The sequence below is a fragment of the Methylicorpusculum oleiharenae genome, assembly GCF_009828925.2.
GTDB classification, from domain to species: domain Bacteria; phylum Pseudomonadota; class Gammaproteobacteria; order Methylococcales; family Methylomonadaceae; genus Methylicorpusculum; species Methylicorpusculum oleiharenae.
On sequence record NZ_WUTY02000001.1, the window covers coordinates 3,162,142 to 3,185,771 of the forward strand.

At 47.7% G+C, this 23,630-nt stretch carries 17 protein-coding genes; 9 read left to right on the forward strand and 8 right to left on the reverse strand.

Annotation, left to right across the window (positions count from 1 at the left end):
* Nucleotides 1-297 precede the first annotated feature (297 nt).
* The 5 genes from GO003_RS14270 to GO003_RS14290 all read right to left on the reverse strand — a co-directional run bounded on the left by GO003_RS14270 (nucleotide 298) and on the right by GO003_RS14290 (nucleotide 5,458).
* Nucleotides 298-1,308 carry an SGNH/GDSL hydrolase family protein gene (locus GO003_RS14270; RefSeq protein WP_159659555.1) on the reverse strand — a complete coding sequence of 337 codons (1,011 nt, stop codon included), beginning with the start codon at nucleotides 1,306-1,308 and terminating at the stop codon, nucleotides 298-300.
* Nucleotides 1,309-1,771: 463 nt separating this feature from the next.
* Nucleotides 1,772-2,377 carry a DUF3047 domain-containing protein gene (locus tag GO003_RS14275; protein WP_231089001.1) on the reverse strand — a complete coding sequence of 202 codons (606 nt, stop codon included), beginning with the start codon at nucleotides 2,375-2,377 and terminating at the stop codon, nucleotides 1,772-1,774.
* A gap of 689 nt (nucleotides 2,378-3,066) precedes the next feature.
* On the reverse strand, nucleotides 3,067-3,888 hold the full coding sequence (locus GO003_RS14280) for a transglutaminase-like domain-containing protein (RefSeq protein WP_159659554.1): 822 nt from the start codon (nucleotides 3,886-3,888) through the stop codon (nucleotides 3,067-3,069).
* Between the two features lie 67 nt (nucleotides 3,889-3,955).
* Entirely contained in the window at nucleotides 3,956-4,666 is a 711-nt protein-coding gene (locus tag GO003_RS14285) for an N-formylglutamate amidohydrolase (protein WP_231089002.1), read from the reverse strand.
* Nucleotides 4,667-4,732: 66 nt separating this feature from the next.
* A complete protein-coding gene (locus tag GO003_RS14290; protein ID WP_164505755.1) occupies nucleotides 4,733-5,458 on the reverse strand; it encodes a peptidase in 726 nt (241 codons plus the stop codon).
* Between the two features lie 831 nt (nucleotides 5,459-6,289).
* On the opposite strand from GO003_RS14290, the gene rlmN reads away from it, so the two are divergent.
* The gene (rlmN, locus tag GO003_RS14295; protein WP_159659553.1) at nucleotides 6,290-7,345 is read left to right on the forward strand and encodes a 23S rRNA (adenine(2503)-C(2))-methyltransferase RlmN; all 1,056 of its coding nucleotides are present in this window, start codon (nucleotides 6,290-6,292) and stop codon (nucleotides 7,343-7,345) included.
* A 179-nt stretch (nucleotides 7,346-7,524) separates the two neighbouring features.
* Here the strand turns inward: rlmN and GO003_RS14300 are convergent, their stop codons facing one another.
* A complete protein-coding gene (locus GO003_RS14300) occupies nucleotides 7,525-8,400 on the reverse strand; it encodes a LysR substrate-binding domain-containing protein (protein WP_159659552.1) in 876 nt (291 codons plus the stop codon).
* Between the two features lie 310 nt (nucleotides 8,401-8,710).
* On the opposite strand from GO003_RS14300, the gene katG reads away from it, so the two are divergent.
* On the forward strand, nucleotides 8,711-10,933 hold the full coding sequence (gene katG, locus GO003_RS14305) for a catalase/peroxidase HPI (protein WP_159659551.1): 2,223 nt from the start codon (nucleotides 8,711-8,713) through the stop codon (nucleotides 10,931-10,933).
* Between the two features lie 735 nt (nucleotides 10,934-11,668).
* On the opposite strand, the gene GO003_RS26605 is transcribed toward katG, so the two are convergent.
* Entirely contained in the window at nucleotides 11,669-11,749 is an 81-nt protein-coding gene (locus tag GO003_RS26605) for a hypothetical protein (protein WP_231089202.1), read from the reverse strand.
* A gap of 498 nt (nucleotides 11,750-12,247) precedes the next feature.
* Here GO003_RS26605 and GO003_RS14315 point away from each other — a divergent pair, with 498 nt between their 5' ends.
* The 5 genes from GO003_RS14315 (at nucleotide 12,248) to eutC (ending at nucleotide 17,428) form a co-directional block, all read left to right on the forward strand.
* Nucleotides 12,248-13,999: an EAL domain-containing protein gene (locus GO003_RS14315; protein WP_159659550.1), complete on the forward strand. Its 1,752-nt coding sequence runs from the start codon at nucleotides 12,248-12,250 to the stop codon at nucleotides 13,997-13,999.
* Nucleotides 14,000-14,188: 189 nt separating this feature from the next.
* Nucleotides 14,189-15,031: an endonuclease/exonuclease/phosphatase family protein gene (locus tag GO003_RS14320; protein WP_159659549.1), complete on the forward strand. Its 843-nt coding sequence runs from the start codon at nucleotides 14,189-14,191 to the stop codon at nucleotides 15,029-15,031.
* A gap of 8 nt (nucleotides 15,032-15,039) precedes the next feature.
* A complete protein-coding gene (locus GO003_RS26200; RefSeq protein ID WP_269144396.1) occupies nucleotides 15,040-15,168 on the forward strand; it encodes a hypothetical protein in 129 nt (42 codons plus the stop codon).
* A gap of 63 nt (nucleotides 15,169-15,231) precedes the next feature.
* A complete protein-coding gene (locus tag GO003_RS14325; RefSeq protein ID WP_159659548.1) occupies nucleotides 15,232-16,632 on the forward strand; it encodes an ethanolamine ammonia-lyase subunit EutB in 1,401 nt (466 codons plus the stop codon).
* Nucleotides 16,625-17,428 carry an ethanolamine ammonia-lyase subunit EutC gene (gene eutC / locus GO003_RS14330; protein WP_159659547.1) on the forward strand — a complete coding sequence of 268 codons (804 nt, stop codon included), beginning with the start codon at nucleotides 16,625-16,627 and terminating at the stop codon, nucleotides 17,426-17,428. The genes GO003_RS14325 and eutC overlap by 8 nt, the downstream gene beginning before the upstream one ends.
* A gap of 215 nt (nucleotides 17,429-17,643) precedes the next feature.
* Here eutC and GO003_RS14335 read toward each other — a convergent pair whose 3' ends face one another.
* Nucleotides 17,644-19,218: an alkaline phosphatase D family protein gene (locus GO003_RS14335; protein ID WP_159659546.1), complete on the reverse strand. Its 1,575-nt coding sequence runs from the start codon at nucleotides 19,216-19,218 to the stop codon at nucleotides 17,644-17,646.
* A 462-nt stretch (nucleotides 19,219-19,680) separates the two neighbouring features.
* Here GO003_RS14335 and hsdR point away from each other — a divergent pair, with 462 nt between their 5' ends.
* Both hsdR and GO003_RS14345 read left to right on the forward strand, forming a co-directional pair.
* Nucleotides 19,681-22,149: an EcoAI/FtnUII family type I restriction enzme subunit R gene (hsdR, locus tag GO003_RS14340; RefSeq protein ID WP_159659545.1), complete on the forward strand. Its 2,469-nt coding sequence runs from the start codon at nucleotides 19,681-19,683 to the stop codon at nucleotides 22,147-22,149.
* 3 nt (nucleotides 22,150-22,152) lie between these two features.
* Entirely contained in the window at nucleotides 22,153-23,610 is a 1,458-nt protein-coding gene (locus GO003_RS14345) for a class I SAM-dependent DNA methyltransferase (protein ID WP_159659544.1), read from the forward strand.
* The last annotated feature ends 20 nt before the right edge of the window (nucleotides 23,611-23,630 follow it).

Below are 23,630 nucleotides of genomic sequence, written 5' to 3' on the forward strand. Positions count from 1 at the left end.
GTCTTGAATGTCGCAAAGTGGCTGATAATTGCTGCAGTCCAAGCAAAATAGCAGCCCGTTTTTGAAAAGAGTGGGAAACTTCAGTTAAGCCTATGTTGGCAGTCATGTCGGCGGTCTTATGGCTTTAACACTCGAGTCATGGCCAAAAAGCTGAATACGTTAGGCTCCTAAGGAAGTCTTCCGTATTCAGCCGGTTCCAAACTTGTCGATGAGTCATTTTTCTATCCGGCTGATTTTGATTAGACCAGATGCTCTCACCAATTAGTGGTTTAATACGTTAAAGCTAAGAACATCCCCTTATGAACGCCCTGGAAAACCAGGCGGAAAACTAAGTGATTTGGCCTTTTGTATCGGGGTCCACACTAAACCGATCAATCCGGTTATGAATAAAAAAAGTGAACCGGGAAGAGGCACGGCACTGGCCATGGCAGATGCAAATATTTGGTGTGTCTGGTGAGTAGGATGAAAGTCATCCCAGAATAGATAACCGCTTGCATTAGCGCAAACATCGGGCAACACTACACAGGCATCAACCGTATTGCTAAAACCGTAACTGGTCGGATCCTCTATAATTTTATCAAACAAACTGAAGGTATCGAATTGGAAAATAGTGGTTGTCGGGTATAAGGCCCCCAGTTGATCTAAATGATCACTTAGGGCGGTATTGAAATCTACAGAAAAATTATAGGCAGACTCTATTACCACTGAGGTTTGTGACTGAACAAAGGGGGTTACGCTTAGATTCGGCAGATTCGGGACTAAAATATTTTTAGCGCCTGCTGCGGCAAGGGTGCTGACAGTACCCGCTATGTTTTGAGCGGCCCCGGACGCCGAGTCCCCGGTCAAGAAGTCATTAGCGCCACCCCAAACCAAGTGTAAGGTATCAGAATGAGTATTTACACTGGGTAAATAAGTCGCAATTTGAAAGGCCATTCCCGGCAAAAGCCCAAATCCCAGACTAGTAGCTGAACCACCATCGCCAAAATTTCCTATTCCAGTCGTTGAGCCGGCAACCGCATAACTGTAATAGTTAGAACTGTCTGCGCCACCCGGTAAGATGGAGTCTGCCAATAATTCAGCGGTAATCGGGCCGTTCGAATAACGTCCTTCATAGTAAGGAGGGCAAGGATGTCCTGGATCACAATTGCCCCCCAAAAAATTATAAATACTGTACACGGCGGATGAACTGGCCCCGATATCGGAAAGGCTGTCACCCAAAACATAGAGACTTGAAAAGGGAGAAGCTCCGACAGAGCTGGTACTCAGGATTAAACTCAATAACAGGATATTGCTTTTAGGGTTGTTCATTTTCTGTAACCTCTTTAAAGATGATGGTGCTGAATGATAACGGACTCTGGAATTGGTTGAATACAATAAAAAAAACTTAGCTGAGTAATTTGGCTATAACGGCTTCAGAATATCGTGAAGTTGATAGCCACTTTAAAGCTCAAGCAATTCGACTTGAGATAAGCCGAAGCGATGGCGAGGCTTTCGGTAAACGCAACTCAGTCAGGGCGCGCTAAGTCAATCCTTAGCTGCGATGCATCTTGTGCGAAACCGCCTGTGCCGCCAGTCGAATCCGATGTGGATTACAGGATTCAATGTAATCCAAACGACATTTTCAAAATGAAACCCCGACTAAAACGCACCCGTGAGCTACTGCGTATCCGGATTTTAGTCCGTTATTCAAACTTGCCGGCTTGAGCCTGTGGTTGTGTAGCGCCGGAAAATCGGTTTACTCAAGACCGGGTCATGTTTCGAGCCTAGTTAATCAGTTTTTACTAAAGTAAATATCACCGTAATAAGCCGTTACTTTACCTTGGGAGTCATCACTATCAGACATGATGGCAACAGCATCAATGTAGTGTATATCCTCTCCAAATTCGTGTTTAAGGTCATCATAAATATTGCGTTTTTCTGAATACCAGGTACCCGTTTGATCGGTTGATGATCTCAGTGCAATCATAATTAATTTACCGTTGAGACCTGATTGGGCGTAGGCATTGGGCCAGACTTTGCCGACAGGCAGGGTACTTGACCACACATAATTGATCGCCTTCGTTTGCCAGAAAGCAGCGCCGCCACTGACGACAACATAGATTCTTGCTGCATAATCGTCGCCGGATTTGGCCTGCTCATTGATGTCTTTGGCCAGCCGATTTTCAATATGCCAGCGCCAGTTCATAACCGGTGTTTTTTGTAAATCAATGCGCTGCTCATTAAAAAGCCCTGAAGCGCTGCCAACGCTTTCTGCTTTTAATACTTGGGTTCCATGAAGATCAACTAATTGGTAGCGGGTTTGTCCTTTAAACTCTTTTGCCTCCCAGTTATCGAGTATTCCTGATGAAAATGAACCTATCATCAGTCTGTCATCCATTATTTCAGCCCGGATAACTACACTGAGTAGCATTAAAAGGGAGAAAAACATTAATTTATGAGATTTTTGCATGAAGGGATTACTCTATGAAGCGGAATTATCGAACTTTCTAACACCTAATTTGCTGGCTTACAACTAAATTTAAGAGTGATGGATGCACATATATCCGGTGACCGACACCTGCATTTCTGCTTTGCCGCTGCCCTATCGAGCAAGCGGTCGCTCCATAACAATAAAGCCGCACGTTTTTCCCGGTCATGACTGTGCCGATCATAAACAGCGGTGATTCCACTCTCACTGTGATTGAGTATCTTTAACACGGTCAGTCTCGAAACGCCCAGGCTGGTCATGTGGCTCGCAACAGTCCAGCGCATTTGAACAGCCATTCTGTGCCCAACGTGCGGGTTAGCCCCTCTATCGCGCTCTTGGATGTAGCCACCAAGGCGAGGTAAGGAAATTCGGTTTGTAAAGCTACCGAACTAAACATGATCACAGATGCAAAGTTCGAATCAAGCAGGTCTTAATGGCAATGCTGAAACAGCATTCTGCGCCCAATAAATTTAGCTCAAAATCCAGCTTTAAATAGTCGATTTTGATACATGAAAAAGGCATTTAATTGAAACTGCCAGGGCAGTAAACCAAGCCATGCAAAGCAAATCACCGATAGTACCTTAGATGACAGTGAGCCGTTATCCTAGATCTATCTCGCTCACCTCTTCGGTCCTAACCTTGAAGCTCTCCAGAGTATTGGGGCCGAAAGTGCAGGTGATGGCGACATCGGCGGCATCCCTACCCCGAGCGATTAGCACGCGTCCAATGCGCGGGATATTGTTACGAGCGTCAAAGGTGAACCACTGGCCATCCAGATAGGCCTCGAACCAACCAGCAAAATCCATAACACCATAGGGTGGCGGTATACCGATATCGCCCAGGTAGCCGCTGCAGTAACGAGCTGGAATATTCATGCATCGGCAAAAAGTGATGGCAAGATGCGCATAGTCCCGGCAAACCCCTGATCTTTCCTGAAAAACCTCCCAGGCAGTTTTTGTGCGGCGCGCATATTCATAGCCAAAGGTAATATGTTGATTTACATAGTCGCAGATTGCCTGAACGCGGGCCCATCCAGTGGGTGAGTTGTCGAACAGTTGCCAAGCAGTCTCGGATAAGCGATCGGTTTCGCAATATCGGCTCCCCAACAGAAACAACAACGTTTCGTCAGGCAGTTTTTCTACTGGTGTTTGTTTCGCCTGTGAGATTGTTCTATCTGGCTGGCCAGTGTCTCTTACAAGCGCGTCGGTGGACAGTCTAAGCCGACCCTGGGGGGCGACGATACGGCTACACCAGTTACCAAAATTATCGCGATAAGCGGTAATCGGGACTGGCGGGTCGGTGATCAGGTAGTCCGGAATGATGATGTCTGAGGCACGAGTATAATGCACGCTCAAATTCAGGATCATGGGTGTTGGCTGCGGGAAGTTGTAAATTAGTTCGTAGCCTATGCGGATCTTCATGGAGGTGCTCCTGCTGACGCCAGAATAGTCTGGTGTAAACTTTGATGTTGGTTAGGGTGGATCGTTTCTACCTGGAAATCCTTGAACAATCGCTCTCAAGGATTATGCGCAGGGACTCAACTATCTGCTTGCGCAGCGCAGTCCAATGTCGACCGGTCCGCATAATGTGCTTTTGGTTGATCTCCAACTCGATACCGACATAGGTTGTGGGTGACAGCCGCTGCCGAAACCAGGCAGTCAGGCCGTCGCCTTTTCCTGCATAAGGGTAATTTCGACGGACGCGGAGATCGGGCGCGCAAGTCTTGAGTGCTGCCTTCCAGCGCTCGCACAGATCCACTTCGCCCGCTCGGCTTGGATCATAGAGTAAGCCAATATCGGCATTTCTTACCTTGCCATCCAACTCGGGAGTAAAACTGTGGGATGAAAGGTGGATCACCCGACCGTGGTCTTCGATCGCCTGTTTTACCAAACTCTCCGTATGCTCACGATACGGCTGGTAATAATGCTTTAATATTTGTTGGCGAATCTCGGTGGGTGCGTTTCTGATCGCTTCGTTATGGAGACGCGGGTGGCCGACAGAGCGATTCAGGTCAACAAGCAGGCGGCTGACGGTGGAGGTCACCAGCGGAGATCCAAATGCCGTTGCCAGCCCTCTTGCCATGCTGAGTGCGCCGGGGTCAAAGCCACGATGAGAGTCCAGTAGTGACTGATGGTCATGAAACAGGAAGCGATACGGCTCGGGAATCCGATTGCCACCATGCTCACACGTGATCACCATGCTACTCACCATAACTGGTGACAAGTCCATCCATCGCTATTTTCTCAGGGCTCATGTTAAGTTATCTCACCAGTCAAGGTTGGGTAGTTGTCTAAAAACCTGTCGTGTGCCTTCCGTCCATTGCTTGCCGAGTTCAGTGAAATAGGCATCCCCCTCATCGAAGCGTCGACGCATTCGCACTTCAAGACTGTCACGTTGATAGCAGATCAGATCGATCGGCATGCCGACTGATAAATTACTGCACATCGTAGAATCAAAAGAAACGAGGACACACTTTGCCGCGTCGTTCAGAGAGGTTGAGCGGGTAATGACCCGATCAAGGATTGGTTTTCCGTATTTGGTTTCCCCAGTTTGGAGATAGGGCGTCTCCAGGCTAGCCTCGATAAAGTTGCCCTGCGCATAGAGTCGAAAAAGACGTGGCGGTTCCCCGGAAATTTGTCCTCCGAGTATGAACGAGGCATTGAAGCTAACAGCGCTGGCTGCCAAGTGTTGGCCGTCACGCCGATCAATGTCACGAACTGCGTCCGACACCAAGTTCGCGGCATCAAACATAGACTCCGCACTCCATAGGTTGGGTTCCCCATTTTTGGCGTTACGTTGTTTCAGCACGCTGATAACGGCTTGTGTTCCGGCTAAGTTGCCTGAACTTAAAAGAATGATGACCCGATCGTTAACGCGTTCAAACACTGTCATCTTGCAGAATCGTGCAATATTGTCGACTCCCGCATGAGTCCGTGAGTCTGACGCAAAGACCAGTCCGGTGTCGAGCATGATGCCAGTACAGTAAGTCATGGATATATTGCGTCGTTCATGATGTTTAAGAGAAATCCTGTATCAATTGAATAGGGGTGTTTGCCGTAGTAGCGTTGCGAATTTTTATGATTAAGCAGTTCCATTTTAGATCTGAGGTGCATTTTTTTACCAAATATACTACCTCCCTTCCATACCTCGTGAGTTTCTAAATGGATGACGGAGACTAAACTTTGTTAGTCATTTTAAGTGGCCACAAGTAATTATCTGTACGTTGCCGAACATAGTAGGGGTTCTGTGCCAATCCGGGCATGCTGTTAATGACCAACAAAACTAAACCAGCTTCGGCCATTAACAGCGACGATTAAGATCAAGGTGGGTGTTTCAACAAAAGCGTAAAAAGGCGATTTACCCGTCATTGACCCGAAGGGTCCACTTTGGCTTGGCTGGATACTATAATTTCTCCGGTATTCGAGGGAACCGCAAAGGCTCAGGTTGTTTTGTTTATGAAGTTGGAAATCTCCTTTACAAATAGCTTAATAGACGCAGTCAGCGCAAAAGTTATAATGTAGAAAGGGTTAAAGCGATGATAAAAGGGGGCCGAAAAAACCAAACCACGAATCTGTCATCATTTCCAAAGACACCTGTTCTGCAAAGTGCGAAGTTCAGAAAAGCCCAGTACGGAAATTTCGCGTAATCGGAAAGTGTGGGCAGTTGAGTCAATGCCTAAGCTAAGCCTATTTTGTAAGAGCGGGCCATCGATTCATTGCGATGACCTTAATTTAACGGCATTGCCATATATTGGGAGTATAAAATCCACTATTTAAAGATAATGGATATAAGTAAATTATTAGTATTACCTGGAGAAATTTTTTGAAAAAATCCTTTTATGACCTAAATTTTTCTGATTTAGAAACGGTTATAAATCAAAATAATTTAAACGGCTCAGCAGCGGCGGTTCTTTTTAATTGGCATTATAAGAAAAAAGAAAATGCTCAATGCAATGATAATATTGCCAAATCCTCATTGGCCTTTTTTGAAGAAAATTTCGACTTTTCTTTGCCCGAAATCAATACGGTATATGAGTCAAAAAAAGATCGATCAGTAAAATTTCTTTTTAAACTTAAAGACAATCATAAAATTGAAACCGTCCTTATCCCGTTTCATAATAAATATTCTATTTGCCTTTCATCGCAGGTTGGCTGTGCAATGAATTGTTCTTTTTGTTTTACCGGAGAACAAGGGCTTAAAAGGAATTTGACAACAAGTGAAATTGTTGGGCAATTTCTACAGGCTTGGCGTTGGTTGGCAACAAACAGGCCTGGAGAGGAGCGGATTTTAAATATTGTTTTTATGGGACAAGGCGAACCTTTGCATAATTTTGATGCCGTTAAAAAGGCGTGTGAAATTTTTTTATCGCAACACGGAACTTCAATTGGTGTTCAAAAAATCACTATTTCAACGGCGGGTTATATACCTGGGCTTAAAAGATGGAGCCAGGAGATTCCCGGGGTGAACCTTGCGCTATCGCTTCATTCACCCTTTGAAGAAAAGAGAAATGAACTTATTCCTATTAATAAAAAATATCCGCTAGATGAGGTATTGACCTATATTGACAAGATACCTTTAAATAAAAAGCAATTTATTACTTATGAATATATTCTGATAAAAGATTTTAATGATTCTTCAGTTGATGCTAAAAAATTGGGAACGATACTGGCTGATAAAAGGGCTTATATCAATTTAATTCCTTTTAATTCATTTCCGGGATCGCGATACGAGCCTCCCGAATTGGATAGCATTGAACAATTTAAAGCAGTTTTAGATACTTTTAGAATCCCGACTTTAATAAGAAGCGCAAAAGGTGATGATGTATTAGCTGCTTGTGGACAACTCAATTCTAAAAATCAAAGTAATTATTCAGAGTAAGTTGGGATACAAGCTATTTAGCAATCTAACCCTTTGCGCCATGGTCCTGAAATGTTGGGTTGACTATCCGCCAACCGCAGCCTACGCGGTGCATTAACTTTATTTCATAGTACAAGCTGGTAATAAGCAATAGAAATTGAGTTATTCTCTGCCAGCTTTAGCTGCGATACCGCATGGTGTCAGGGCAGTGGTTTATAAGTCAGCAGTTTGGCCAATGTCTCAAAAGTCGCGCTACGTGGATGAGCCTGTAGCCAAACCAGTGCAATAGTCCGGCTCGGTCGCTGGCGTATGTTGATATAGCGAATGTCGTTATCCTCGGGCTGAACGGCAACGGAAGGCATCAACGTAACCCCGACGCCGTTTTTGACCATGAAACGCAGGGTTTCCAGGCTGGAAGCCCGAAAGTCATGTTCCACAAATCGGGATGGGTCGCACAAATTTAGGGCCTGATCACGCAAGCAATGACCCTCATCCAGTAACAGCAGATTCTCCTTGGCCGCCATAGTTAGGTCTACTTCCTCTAAATCAGCTAAGGGGTGGTCGACGTAGACGGCTAAGGTAAATGGGTCTTCAAATAGTCTTCGGCATTCCAGTAGCTCATGCTCTACCGGCAAGGCTAACAAAGCCGCATCCAGTTTTTTGCTGAGCAGCAAATCGATGAGCGCATTGGTTTTTTCCTCAACCAATTGTAACTTGAGATCCGGATAATGTTGCTTGATTCGGAATACATACTCTGGCAGCACGTAACTCGCCAGAGAAGGAAAAGCCCCCAGAGACAGCATGTTGCGATGCCTATCGCTGGCGTGGGTGGCGATTTGCCGAATACTTTGAACGTCATCGAGAATTCTTCTCGCAATCGGTACAATCTCTTGGCAAGTTTTTGTCACTTCCACGCTATTTTTCTCGCGCACGAACAGGTCTGCACCCAAGTAATCCTCTAGTTTTTTGATCTGAGTACTTAACGTTGGCTGGCCAATCGAACAGTGTTCGGCCGCCTGACTAAAATTTCTTAAATCCGCTACCGCCACCAGGTAGCTCAAATCACGCAAGTTCATCGATTATTATCCGCCTAAGGGAGAGTTGCTCAGCTAAAAGCCGAAATATTTTATAGAGTATCACCTTGAGATTGCAGCCTATTGATTTGAAAAATGGGGCTATCGATGAAATCAATTTCAAAATACCTGAATAATCCGGTTCAATACAGCCAGCGAATTGATCAATTAGCGGTTTTCTAATCCGTTGATTTGTCAATTACCAACAAAATATTCGATAAAAATCGGCTTAGCCCTTTTTATAGCTTATGCTACCTGAAGCGCCATTAGCATGATATTAGCATTCCCCCACCACCAGAAAGAGAGGTGCACAATGAAAACTAAACAAATATTCCTGGCTTCCGCGGTTGCGGTAGCCATATCCGCAGTGTTGACGTCCACACCAATTCAAGCCCAGCCGCAAGCGACGATGAACAGTTTTTGGTGGCCGGAGCAGTTGGACCTGAAACCGCTGCGCCAGAACGCCGCTGAATCCAATCCGTTGGGCAAGTCTTTTAAATATGCCGAACAGTTTAAAACTGTTGACCTTAAAGCAGTTAAAAACGACATAGCGAAAGTACTGCATACTTCCCAACCCTGGTGGCCGGCCGATTACGGCAATTACGGGCCGTTTTTTATCCGTATGGCCTGGCACAGTGCCGGCGTATACCGCATCTTCGATGGGCGCGGCGGCGCGGCGGGTGGACAACAACGCTTCGAGCCGCTCAATAGTTGGCCCGATAACGTCAACCTCGACAAAGCCCGCCGCCTGTTGTGGCCGGTCAAACAAAAATATGGCGCCAAGCTGTCCTGGGCTGATTTGATGGTGTTGGCCGGTAACGTCGCTTTGGAAGATATGGGGTTCAAGACGAAAGGTTTTGCCGGTGGCCGTGCCGATGATTGGGAAGCCGAGATCGTCAATTGGGGAAGCGAGAAGAAATTTCTCGCCGACGAGCGCCATGATGACAAAGGCCAACTGGCCAAGCCGTTGGGGGCTACTCAAATGGGCCTGATTTACGTTAATCCGGAGGGTCCTGGTGGTAACCCCGATCCGCTGGCGGCTGCCAAGCATATCCGCGAAGCCTTCGGCAGGATGGCGATGAATGATGAAGAAACCGTTGCTTTAATCGCGGGAGGCCATACTTTCGGTAAAGCGCACGGTGCGCATAAACCGGATGAGTGCGTAGGCAAAGAACCGGCAGCCGCCGGCATTGAGGAGCAAGGCTTGGGATGGACCAGCAAATGCGGTAGCGGCCATGGCGCCGACACCGTCAGTAGCGGCCTGGAAGGCGCGTGGTCGACCAATCCGACTCGCTGGACCCATGACTATTTGACCTGGCTGTACACCTTTGATTGGGAACAAACAAAGAGTCCAGCCGGCGCGACGCAATGGATTCCCAAGGAGGGCAAAGGCGAGAACTTTGTACCGGACGCACATGATCCTAACAAACGCCACGTCCCGATAATGTTTACTACCGATATTGCCTTGAAAATGGACCCGGAGTATCAAAGAATCTCCAAGCGCTTTTTGGATAATCCCACTGAATTTGAGGCGGCGTTCGCCAATGCGTGGTTCAAGCTGACTCATCGCGACATGGGCCCTAAGGCCCGCTATGTCGGCGCCGAAGTCCCGGCTGAAGATTTTATGTGGCAGGATCCTATCCCAAAAGTCGATCACAAGCTGATTGATGATAAGGATATCGCCAAGCTGAAGTCGGCTATCATGGCCTCGGATTTGACCCTTCCGGAACTGGTAAGAACTGCCTGGGCTTCGGCGGCGACCTTCCGCGGTACCGATATGCGCGGTGGTGCCAATGGCGCGCGCGTTCGCCTGGCCCCGCAAAAGGATTGGGAAGTCAATGATCCCGCCGAACTGACGAAGGTATTGACTCGGTTGGAATCAATCCAGAGCGACTTTAACCGCTCTCTAAAAGGCGGCAAGAAAGTATCGCTGGCCGATGTAATCGTGCTAAGCGGTTCTGCTGCGGTGGAAGAAGCCGCCAAGCGGGCCGGTTACAAAGTTCAAGTGCCGTTTAAACCGGGCCGTATGGATGCCGCACAGGAACAAACCGATGCCGAATCTTTCGCGGTGTTGGAGCCCAAAGCCGACGCTTTCCGTAATTACTTCAGCAAGGATAATGTGCTTTCACCGGCGGAAATGCTGGTCGAACGCGCAAACTTCCTGACCTTGAGCGTCCCGGAAATGACAGCGCTGGTTGGCGGTATGCGGGTGCTGGATGCCAACGCTGGCCATTCGAAGCACGGCGTATTCACCGCCCAGCCGGGCACATTGAGTAACGATTTCTTCGTCAACCTGCTCGATATGACGACCCAATGGAGCCCGTCTGCTACCGAAGGAATATACGAAGGGCGGGATCGGGCAAGCGACCAAGTCAAATGGACGGCTACGTCGGTCGATCTGATCTTTGGCTCCAATTCCGAATTACGAGCGGTAGCGGAAGTCTATGCTTCGGACGACGCCAAGGAAAAGTTCGTTCAGGATTTTGCCAATGCGTGGGCCAAGGTGATGAGTTTGGATCGTTTTGACACACTTTGATCTTGGCTTATAAGGCGCCCAACTTGAGTGCTATTAGTAAAGTTGGGCGCCCTGCAAGATCAAATGACTGGAATATCACCGTAATTGGACAACTGGTAACAGTTAATCCCACCATCTCACAGGGATATTTTTGTCAATTGGCTACCAACACTTTATTCAGTGTAAACGAATTCTCTAAGTCAATTAAAAGGCTAAGTCTGTCTGTTTCGTCAGATAACGTGATTCGGGTTTCATTGCTTTAAGGTCGGATCTAAGCCTAAACCACTGGTATGAAGTTTCTCCGCTAATTTTTTTATATTGAACTTTTAGCTAGCTACGGGGAATAGACGGTAATTCATCAAGAATTGGATCTCCTAAACCACTTGCAGGCAAGATGGTTTCTAAAGCAAAAAAACATTAAGGACACTTTGTAGTAGTTTTTACAAGCGGTAACAATCGTTTTATCACGCGTTTCGACAAACCCTTTGGCGTATTCCACGATTTGGATGCTAGGTTTTCATCGACACTGATCACCAGAGTGCTCAAAGGTGGATTCTGGTAAAGCCCAATAATATTCGCCGCATTCGGCGAGTTCATGATCCTTGCTGACACACCAACTCTGTGAGCGGTGCAAATAAATGCTTTCATTTTTCAAAACACGCCAAACCTTCTTGAGGTCTTTCTTCCAGTTTTGCTATCAATTGATCCCTGATGGATTTTCCATACCTTTCAGGTTTTCCTGGGCGGGGCTCATCTTCAAGTCCGGTAAGTCCTTGGGTCAGAAAATCGCCTTCGCCATTCGCTGACCCAAGGAGTCGAGCAGTCCAATGTCGCCACAATATCCTGGTTTTGCTTGCCCGTCGCGTACTCTAAAATAATTGACGCCAGACAATGATGTTAATGACAAAGTTTTTATTCGCACCTAAGGGAAATAGGTGCAGAGCCTTTTATAACTTTTTAAAGCAATATTATTTTTGTCTTTGTAACAAGGCTGTCATTTTTACGACTTAACATGATCTAAATTAATTGGAGAGACATTTATCATGATACCTGTGAAATAGGTTCGTATCATTGGCATCACTTCGTGCTCACTTTTATTAAATGTCATTTCGCATTAAGGAAAACCTGTTCTTACCGTTTTCATTTCTACTCATTGATTGCCTGGATCTGACTTTTTTAAGTGTCACAGTGGTTATTTCCAGCTTTACTGACGGATTGTTCGTTAAGTCAACACGCGATCAGTCGATTAGTGAACAAGATACTCCATTTCAATATTCCAACATCTGCGAGTCGATAGTGGCTGGGCGGTGAACCTGTCCGGTTATTTTTAACATCATGAATTCCATCGAATTAAAAAAAAATCCTAAGGGCTTATCAACGGTCAGAGTACTGCATCACTATGTAGAGCCGTTTTTTGAGTCTGAGTTAGCTGTTCTGGTGTTGGATTGTTTTATTAATGACAAAACTTTATTTGCCAGCGCCATTATCGATGAGATGGGAAAACCGGTAGGGCTAGTTGAGAGAGGTCGCATAACCGAGATTTTTTTAAAACCCTTTGCCCGTGATCTGAATCATAAAAATCCGATCAAAAATATGATGGATAAAGAGCCCATCATAATTGACATTGATACCTGCATTGACGATTTGGCTCAGATAATAATTGAATCAGGCATGAGACATATGGTTAACGGGGTCATCATCGTCGAAAACGGTTTTTATTCAGGAATGGCGACCGGACATGCCTTACTGGAAGAGATTGCCCAAAGAAAGCAACGCGATCTATTTCAATTGGCTCATTACGATCAACTGACCGGTGTACCGAATCGTTTGCTGTTTAAGGATCGTTTACAGCAAGCTTGCTTGAGTGCCAAACGCACCAAAAAGTTGGTTGCATTGATTTTCGTAGATCTGGATCGCTTCAAATTTATTAACGACACGATGGGTCACAGTGCCGGTGATCAATTATTGATTGTCGTTTCGGATCGTCTGCAACAGTGCCTGCGGGAATCCGATACTTTAGCGCGTTTGGGTGGCGATGAATTTGTCGTTGTTCTGCAAAACCTTGAAAGTATTATTGATGCGGAAAAGGTTGCTGAATCGATAGTCGCCAAAATACGTGAGCCGATGCAACTTTGTAATCGCAGTTTAAGCATTTCAGCAAGTCTGGGGGTTGCTATTTATCCTCAGCATGATGATAACCTTGACGGCTTAATTCAAAAAGCCGATGCGGCCATGTATGAAGTAAAACAACAGGGCAGAAATACCTATCAGATTTATTGTGACACCCTGACTTTCGGGATGATCGAAAAAAATAAACTGGAAAGCCGACTGAATACTGCCTTGGAAAATAATCAATTCTTTCTGGTGTATCAACCCCAGGTAGATGTGACAAAAAATGAAATGGTCGGAGTCGAGGCTTTATTGCGGTGGAATCATCCGGAACTGGGCTTGGTTCCACCTATTAAGTTCATTCCCATCGCTGAAGATACCGGACTCATCCACGCAATCGGCGAGTGGGTATTGTATAACGTGGGCAGGCAACACCGAGAATGGGTTGATCTAGGAATGCCACCTGTGAAAATTGCAGTGAATATTTCACCCTTACAATTTCGGCAAAAAGGCTTTTGTGATTTGATTAAAGCGGTTATTGATGAAACGAGCATTGATCCTCAGTACCTAGAATTGGAACTTACTGAAGGTTTGATGATGACCAACACGGAATATGTTGCTCAAACGTTGGCACAGCTAAGGGAAATAGGTATCAAATTGGCTATAGACGATTTCGGAACCGGTTATTCCAGCTTAAGTTATCTGCATAAGTTTGCTGTTGACCGGATCAAAATTGATCAGTCTTTTATTCGAAACATTTCTAAGACATTAGCTAATCAAGCGATAGTTCGCGCGATAATGGCGCTTGGCAATAGTCTGAGTATAGAAATGATAGCGGAAGGGGTAGAAAGCATGGCTGAGCTTGAAGCCATCAAACTGTTTGATTGTCAGGAAATTCAAGGTTATCTGATATCCAGGCCAATACCTGCGAACGAATTAATTGTTTGGTACCAAAGCTATGTTAAACAGCGTCATTGATATAGATAATAGGGTGGAAGGCATTTCAAATTATCTGAGCCTGCCGACGTACTTTTGGTATCCGGACCCAATTCGTAACGCTGGTCATAAATCGGTAACAAAGATCAGGCAAACTTTAACGGTTGAAAAAAGCGGTTGCTTGACTGGCTGACTAATTTAAATAAATCACTTACGAATAAAACGGAGTCCATGGAACTCTCGGTTTTAACACTGAACCTGCATACCTATCAGCAACATCCCCGTCATTGCTGTTTTGACACGATGCATCAGCATGAGCGGGAAGTGCATATCATCGCTGAAGCCATTGCTCATTTACAGATTGATGTCATTGCTTTTCAGGAAGTTGGCGAATACATGCACGATCCTATTACCCATCCTTACGGTGAGTCACCTTCGAACATGGCCTTTCGGATTTGTAATAAATTGCGGAGCTGGGGATTTTGGTATCACCTTCATCAGGATTGGAGTCATATCGGCTTTTATCGCTGGCGGGAAGGAACTGCCATTCTAAGCCGCTATCCAATGCACCATAATTATTCGGCTTATGTTTCCAGAGATCATCGCCGAGACAATTACCTATCCCGAAACGTCACGTTGTCCTGTATTGATGTTCCGTGGTTTGGTTTGTTACATGTAGCCAACGTCCATTTAAGCTGGGCACATCATGGCTTTTTTGAAGAGTTTTATAACCTTAAACAATTAATCTATTCACGCCTGCATTTTGGCGTCAGAGCGGATTTGATAGTGGGAGATTTTAATGCGCCTGCAGGGGAACAGGCGTATCAAACTATTGTTGGCAATGGCGAATATGTGGATCAATATCATAGCGTGCATCCGCAGCGTTTTTACCAGCCCAGTTATCAAGGCCAGATAGACGGCTGGAAAAACGTTAGTCCCAAACGGATCGACTATATCTTTAAACGCAACGGTAATGCCATGCATATCAGGACGATGGATTTAATTTTCAATGATCATTTCTATCCTATCGTTTCAGATCATTTTGGTTATTTGGCCCGATTCGAACTCTTTTGAGATGAATCATGCTTGATTCACAAGCTGTCCATGAGGTCTGGATTTCGGCAATCCCCGGGCATTCCCTGACCTGGGCAGGCTCTGCCGAAATGACGCAGTCGACTGCGGTTAAACAGTTAGAAATGAAAATCAGGTAATCACTTACATGACAACAACATCGCGCCGGGTCAAAGCGCTTCATTCATCCTTATATCGCATCAATGTATAAAGCGCGTGTTGCCCATTTATCCTATGATTTTAAGAGTTTGCGAAACCTGATGGCCAAAGCGACGCCGGCGCGGTCGGGCGATTATTTGGCCGGTGTGGCAGCTGTTAATAATCTGGAACGCGTTGCTGCTCAATTTGTGCTGGCTGATGTGCCGCTTAAACAGTTTCTCAATGAAGCACTGGTGCCTTATGAACGGGATGAAGTCACACGTCTGATTATTGACGAACATGATCAGGCTGCATTTGCCCCTGTTAGCCACCTGACCGTAGGTGATTTTCGCAACTGGTTATTATCTGAACATGCCACAACAGAGACGCTTTCTGCTATTTCAAGAGGCTTGACGCCGGAAATGGTAGCGGCGGTGTCTAAAATCATGCGTATCCAGGATTTGATACTGGTTGCAAATAAATGCCGGGTGATTACTCGTTTCCGGAATACCATCGGCCTGGAAAACCGCTTTTCGACGCGCTTGCAACCGAATCATCCCACTGATGACCCAGCCGGCGTTGCGGCCAGTTTGCTGGACGGTTTGCTCTATGGCTGCGGTGATGCCGTAATAGGAATCAACCCGGCCACCGATAATCTTGAGGCGACGTTGCGCTTGTTGCACATGCTCAACGATGTCATCGAACGTTATCAAATTCCGACTCAAGCCTGTGTGTTGGCGCATGTCACAACAACACTAAAAGCCCTTGAACAAGGGGCGCCGGTCGATTTGGTCTTTCAGTCTATTGCCGGAACGCAAAAGGCCAATGACAGTTTCGGTATCAGTTTAAGTTTATTGAAAGAAGCACACTCGGCAGCATTGGAACTGAATCGAGGTCCGCTGGGTAAAAACTGCATGTATTTTGAAACCGGGCAGGGCAGTGCGTTATCAGCGAATGCTCATGAAGGGTTGGATCAACAAACTTGCGAGGCCAGAGCTTATGCAGTTGCTCGTAAATTTTCACCGCTGCTGGTCAATACCGTGGTCGGGTTTATCGGCCCCGAATACCTTTATGACGGGAAACAGATTATCCGGGCCGGTTTGGAAGATCATTTTTGCGGTAAATTATTGAGTCTCCCCATGGGCTGTGATGTCTGCTACACCAATCACGCCGAAGCCGATCAGGATGATATGGATATGTTGCTCACGCAATTTGCCATTGCCGGTGGCACCTTTGTCATGGGCGTACCCGGTGCCGATGATGTGATGCTCAATTATCAATCCACATCGTTTCATGATGCGCTGTATGTGCGTCAACTGATGGGTTTGCGACCGGCGCCTGAATTTGAGCAGTGGCTTCAGCAACACGAAATATTTAACGCGTTTAATCAGTTGCAACAAAAATCTAACGTGCCTGAACTGTTTAAATCGACTTTTCAAAAGCTGCCTAAATTAAACAATGAATGATCCTGCTGATCCGGTACTGAGCCACGATCCCTGGCTTAGCATGAAACAATTCACCCCGGCGCGCATTGCTTTAGGGAAGGCGGGCATGAGTTTGCCGACGCAGGCCTATCTGGATTTTCAGTTGGCTCATGCTTTGGCGCGTGATGCAGTGAAGAGTCCTTTGGACTTTTCAGAGCTGACTCAACACTTAAATCAGCAGGGAATGGCAGCCATAACCTTGCAAACTCAAGTCGAAAATCAGCGCGCCTATCTGCAAAGACCTGATTTAGGACGACTGCTCAGCGAGTCTGCTTTAAATACATTATCGCATTTAATAAGTAGGCCGTTTGATGCCGTCGTGGTCGTGGCCGATGGTTTATCATCAAAAGCCATTGAACGGCATGCCATCCCTTTTTTGACTCTATTATTACCTGAATTGTCTCTCCGATCTTACGCAGTGTCGCCGATATGTCTGGTCCGGCATGGACGGGTTGCCATTGGCGATGCGCTAGCCGAACATTTTTCAGCCCGATTGTGTATGGTGTTGATCGGTGAAAGACCGGGACTCAGTTCACCCGACAGCATGGGCATTTATTTTACCTACCAAGCCAGATCCGGTATGACAACGGATGCTGATCGCAACTGTATTTCCAATATTCATCAACGAGGCCTGAGTTATGCGCAAGCACTCAAAAAATTACTCTACCTGATCGATGAAGCAGAGCGTTTACAGTTTTCAGGTGTCAATTTAAAAGATGAAACCAGCGATGTTGATCCCGTCGCGCAATTGGAAAGGGGTAATTTTTTACTGGAGTAAACCGGCTAGGGGAGGGTGCCTTTCAATGCCGTTAAGCTAAGCGTATTGAGTAGCGGGCCATGCCCGCGATTGAACCGCCTTTTGTCACGGGCATGGCCCGTTCCTACAATACAAGCCTATCGATTCATTGCGATGATTTGAATAATTGAAAAGCGGCAATGAAAACAGTCAGAAAAGAGCTCGCCGGATCACGCTACGCAATCCGGCGATACCGGTTAATCGCGGTCGCGGCCTTTATTTGAGTGCTGTGAAGCAGGAAGGGTTTGGCTAAACACCACGTCGCCTTCAATATCCTTTAAATCCACGGTCATGGCTTGAGTCTTGCGGTCGATGTTAACCTCGCCGAAAAACTGCAGACCCGCGTAAGGAGATAAATTTACCTGGCCAGGTGCGGGTGCTTTATTAAACACCACTTGAGGTCCGAAGGTACCGTCGGTGGAGTTAGGTCCAAATGAACCTGCGTTTAAAGGGCCTGCGACGAACTCCCAGAATGGCGTAAAATCCTTGCTGGTGGCTTTGCGGGGATCATAGAAATGCGCTGCCGCATAATGCACATCTGCAGTCAGCCAGACGATATTGTCTATGCGCTTATGCTTGATAAAACTCAGTAACTCGGCTATTTCCAGTTCGCGCCCGGCGGCGGCACCGTCATTGCCGTTGGCGATTGCTTCCCAGCGGGCATCGCCTTGGGCATCGCTGCCATCACCGATATTCAAACCGATCGGCATATCCGAGGAGATAACTTTCCAGGTGGCTTTGGAGTTTTTCAGTTCCTCTTTCAGCCAGGCTAATTGCTGCTCGCCCAGAAATACGGTTTCAGGGCCGGCTTGAGTCTGCAGGTTATTGGTATTGGGGCCACGATAGGAGCGCATGTCGATAACAAATACGTCCAGCAGTTTGCCATAAGACAGTTTGCGATAGATACGTTCTGATTCCTCGGCATCGTGAGGGCGAAGTGGCGCAAATTCATGGAAAGCCTGTGTGGCGCGCGCTACCAGGAGTGGCACATCTTTTACGGTATAACGGGGATCTGCGCTTAAATCCTTGGAATCCGACCAGTTATTGACAACCTCGTGATCGTCCCATTGCCAGATTTGCGGTACTTCTGCATTGAATCGGCGCAGGTTTTCGTCCAGGAAGTTGTATTTGTAACGGCCGCGAAACTCATTCAACGTTTCGGCTACTTTGCTGACTTCCGGAGTTACCAGGTTAGTCCAAATCAGCCCATTTTCAGCGATTTTGCTCTCGGGAATCGGCCCATCCGAGTACACACTGTCACCACTTTGAATGAAAAATTGCGGTTGAACCTGGCGCATAGCTTCGTAAATTTTCATACCGCCAAAGCTTTCATTGATGCCCCAGCCCTGACCCGCAGTATCACCACCCCACACAAAGCGTATGTTGTCGCGTTTACCAACGGTATGGAAATGGCCTGTTACCGGCTCGCTTTGGCTGCGGGCATTGGTTAAGTCCTCAAACCAGACTTTGACATAAATTTCTTTGCCTTCAGGCAGGTTGGTTAAATCCTGGCGACTAGTGAAATCAGATTCGGCCATGGCATAGGGGCCGCGAACAGTGACAGCATTTGTGAAGTTTTCATCCAGTGCATATTCCACCATCATGCGCGAGGGTCTGTCGGCGCGACTCCAGATTACGGCACGGCCGCCATCGACATCGCCAATCTGAATGCCTTGTGCCATCAGCGGCACATCGGCAGCCGATGCAGTGATCGTCATCGACGCGATAACGACGGCTAGCAAACTTCGAGAATAGTTAATTGTACTGTGCATGATCAACTCCGGAACTGGTTGTAAGAGTCAATCACTTTAGAGGCGGCAGATTACAGAGTGATGAACTCCAGGTTAACGATTGATGACAGTAAACGTAATTCTTCAGAGGGAACTATTGAATGCTGAACGATACACGGAAAGGGTATCAATTGGTGGAGGTTGCGGCTGGCGATAGCCAAACCAACATTCACAGATAGATCGTTAGGTCGGATTGCCAAAAGCATGCAAGTTAAGCCGCTTAACGGCGCAGTCCAATCAGAGCGAAAACCCTAAAATGCGCAGCTCCAACGAATTGAAACAAAGTCAAACTGTATATATCGATATTGCTTGATTTTGTTGGGTAATTGTTTGACCATTACGCCTCGTTTACGGGTCAATTCCTGTCGTTGGCGTTGTTTGCCGACTACCTGAACGGCAGTGGTTTTCGGGGTATTCCCCTTTTGGATAAGAAACATAGATAGAATGTCAAAAAAAGGACTCACCGAAGCCGACATCTGTGCCAAATACATTACACCCAAGCTGATCCAGTCTGGCTGGGATGAAGCGACACAAATCCGTCGGGAAGTGACGTTCACCAAGGGCCGGATTATCGTCCGGGGCCGACTGGTGACTCGAGGTAAAGCCAAGCGCGCCGATTATGTGTTGTACTATCAACACATTCCCATTGCCATCATCGAAGCCAAGGACAACAACCACGCCATTGGCGACGGCATGCAACAGGCTCTTGATTATGCCGCCACATTGCAAGTACCGTTTGTATTCTCCAGCAATGGTGACGGTTTTCTGTTTCACGACAAAACCGGACAATCGGACCCGTTAGAACAAAACCTCGGCCCCGACCAATTTCCAAGCCCCGCTCATCTTTGGCAACACTATCGGCTTTGGAAGCATATCGATTCGCAGCAAGAAGACATCATCCTGGAACCCTATTACGACGACGGCTGCGGTAAAGAGCCTCGCTATTACCAACGCAATGCTATCAACGCCACTATCGAAGCCATTGCCAAGGGACAAAATCGAGTCTTGTTGGTGATGGCAACCGGCACCGGGAAGACTTATACCGCCTTTCAGATCATCTGGCGTTTATGGAAATCCGACTGGCATAAGGGCAGGCAAAAACGTATCCTGTTTCTAGCCGACCGCAATATTCTGGTCAACCAAACCATGGTCAACGATTTTCGCCCCTTCGGACCCGCCATGGCCAAGCTCAGCACCAACGCCAAAACCATCGAACGCAACGATGGCAGCTTCGTTGATCTGACTACCGCGATCGATAACAAACGCTGCATCGATACCGCCTATGAAATTTACCTTGGCCTTTATCAGGCTTTGACGGGCCCTGAAGAGCGGCAAAAGATTTACCGTGAGTTATCGCCCGACTTCTTCGACCTGATCATCATCGACGAATGCCATCGGGGTAGTGCTGCCGAAGATTCTGCCTGGCGCGAAATTCTGGAGCATTTCAAACCCGCCACCCAGATCGGTTTGACCGCTACGCCCAAGGAAACCGAATACGTTTCCAACCTCCATTATTTCGGTGAACCGGTTTACACCTATTCGTTAAAACAGGGCATCAGTGACGGCTTTCTGGCCCCGTATAAAGTCATCAAAGTGCATCTGGACATCGACGTCGAAGGCTACCGCCCCAAGAAAGGCGAAACGGACCGGCAAGGACGGCTGATCGACGATCGAATTTACAACATCAAGGATTTCGACCGTAACATCATCATCGACAGCCGCACCCGGCGAGTCGCCCAATGGATTTCCGATTACCTCAAGCAAAGCGGCGACCGATACCAAAAGACCATCGTCTTCTGCGTTGATACCGAACACGCCGCTTTATTGCGTCAGGCATTGATCCTGGAAAATCAGGATGAAGTGTTAAAAAACGAACGCTACATCATGCGCATTACCGGCGACGACGGTGCCGGCATCGCCCAACTGGATAACTTTATCGACCCGGAATCCACCTACCCGGTCATCGTTACCACCTCGCGCCTGTTGTCAACCGGTGTGGATGCTCAAACGTGCAAACTGATCGTCATCGACCGTACCGTTGGCTCGATGACCGAATTCAAGCAAATTCTGGGGCGTGGCACCCGACTCTATGAATTCCTGAAAAAATTCTATTTCACGCTGGTCGATTTTCGCCAAGCCAGTGCGCATTTTGCCGACAAAGATTTTGACGGCGAACCGGTACAAATTTACTCACCTGACGAAGACGATCCTGTCACGCCGCCTGATGATATTCCTCCGACAGTCGATCCCGAAGATCCGACCTCGAATACTCCCGGCGATGATGAAGAAATCCTGTTTGTACCCCCCACGGTAGAACCAGACCCGCCAGACGTCAAAGAGCCGCCGCCCAAATACCGTGTCAAAGGTAAGCCGGTCAGCGTGTTGAAAGAACGGGTCGAATACCTGGATGAAAACGGCAAACTGATTACCGAATCCCTGCGCGATTTTTCCCGCAAAGCCATTCGTGCTCATTTCGCCAGCCTGGACCAGTTTTTAAAACGCTGGAAATCCGCCGAACGCAAAGAGGCCATCATCGAAGAACTGGCCGAAGAAGGTTTGCTTTTGGAACCCTTGTTGGAAGAAGTCGGCAAAGACCTCGACCCCTTTGACTTGATTTGCCACATCGCTTTTGATCAGCCACCGCTCACCCGCCGCGAACGCGCCAACAACGTTAAAAAGCGCGATGTCTTCACTCAATACGGTGAACAAGCCCGTGCAGTGCTGGAAGCTTTGCTGGATAAATATCAGGACGAAGGCGTCGTCACCGGCCTGGATAATGTCAAAATACTGGAAATTGCCCCGTTCGACCGGATGGGCACCGCATTCCAACTGATCAAACAATTCGGCGGCAAAGCCCATTTCGAACAAGCCGTCCACGCACTGCAAGCCGCACTCTACGAGGAAGTCGCCTAACCCATGTCAGCCAGAACCACCGTTAAATCCATTCAAGACATCATGCGCCAGGACGTCGGCGTCGATGGTGATGCCCAGCGTCTGTCGCAACTGTGCTGGATGTTCTTTTTAAAAATCATCGACGATCAGGATCAGCAACTGGAAATCATGCAGGACGACTACCATTCGCCGATTCCGGAACCCTTTCAATGGCGCAACTGGGCGGCCGATCCGGAAGGTATCACCGGCGAAGCCTTGATGAACTTCATCAACACCGAACTGTTCCCGACCCTGAAAAACCTGACGCCCACCGGCAGCCAAGCCAACCGCGCCCGCGTGGTCAAAAGTGTGTTCGAAGATGCCTATAACTACATGAAATCCGGTCAGTTGATGCGCCAAGTCATCAATAAAATCAGCGGCGTCGATTTCAACGATCTCGCCGAGCGTAAGCATTTCGGCGATATTTATGAACAACTGCTCAACGACCTGCAAAGCGCCGGCAATGCCGGCGAATATTACACCCCGCGCGCCGTTACCGCCTTCATGGTGGATCGTATCGATCCCAAGCCCGGCGAAATCCTGTTTGACCCGTCCTGCGGCACCGGTGGTTTTTTGACCTGCTCGATTCGCCACATGCGCGACCGTTACGTCAAAAAAGTTGAAGACGAACAAGCGCTGCAAGCCAGCCTGCGCGCCGTCGAGAAAAAGCAGCTGCCACACATGCTCTGCGTCACCAACATGCTGCTGCACGGCATCGAAGACCCCAGCTTCGTCCGCCACGACAACACCCTGGCCAAGCCCTACATCAGTTACGGCCAAGCCGACCGGGTTGACATCATTCTGACCAATCCGCCTTTTGGTGGCCGGGAGGAAGACGGCATCGAATCGAACTTCCCGGCCCATTTTCGCACCAAGGAAACCGCTGATTTGTTCCTGGCCTTGTTTATCCGTCTGCTCAAGCCCGGCGGCCGTGCCGCCATCGTTTTGCCGGACGGCTCGCTGTTCGGCGAAGGCGTCAAAACCCGCCTGAAAGAACACCTGCTGGAAGAATGCAATCTGCACACCATCGTGCGCCTGCCGAACAGCGTGTTCAAGCCTTACGCCAGCATCGGCACCAACCTGCTGTTTTTCGAGAAAGGCCAGCCAACCCAGGATGTTTGGTTCTACGAGCATCACGTCCCGGCCACGCAAAAAGCTTACTCGATGACCAAACCCATTCGCGTCGAACACCTGCAAGGCTGTGTCGATTGGTGGGGCGGGGCGGAGAGAGTAGGGCGCCAGGAAACCGAACACGCCTGGAAAGTCAGCAGCGATGACATCAAGGCTCGTAACTACAACCTGGATTCTAAAAACCCGCACACCATTGCCGACGATCACGGCAATCCGGCGGAACTGTTAGCCAAGCTGGAACAAGACGAACAAACCGTTGCCCAGTTGCGCGACCAACTGAAAAGTATTCTGGCTGAAGCGTTGCTGCGCTAGAATCATCAGGGACAACCAAC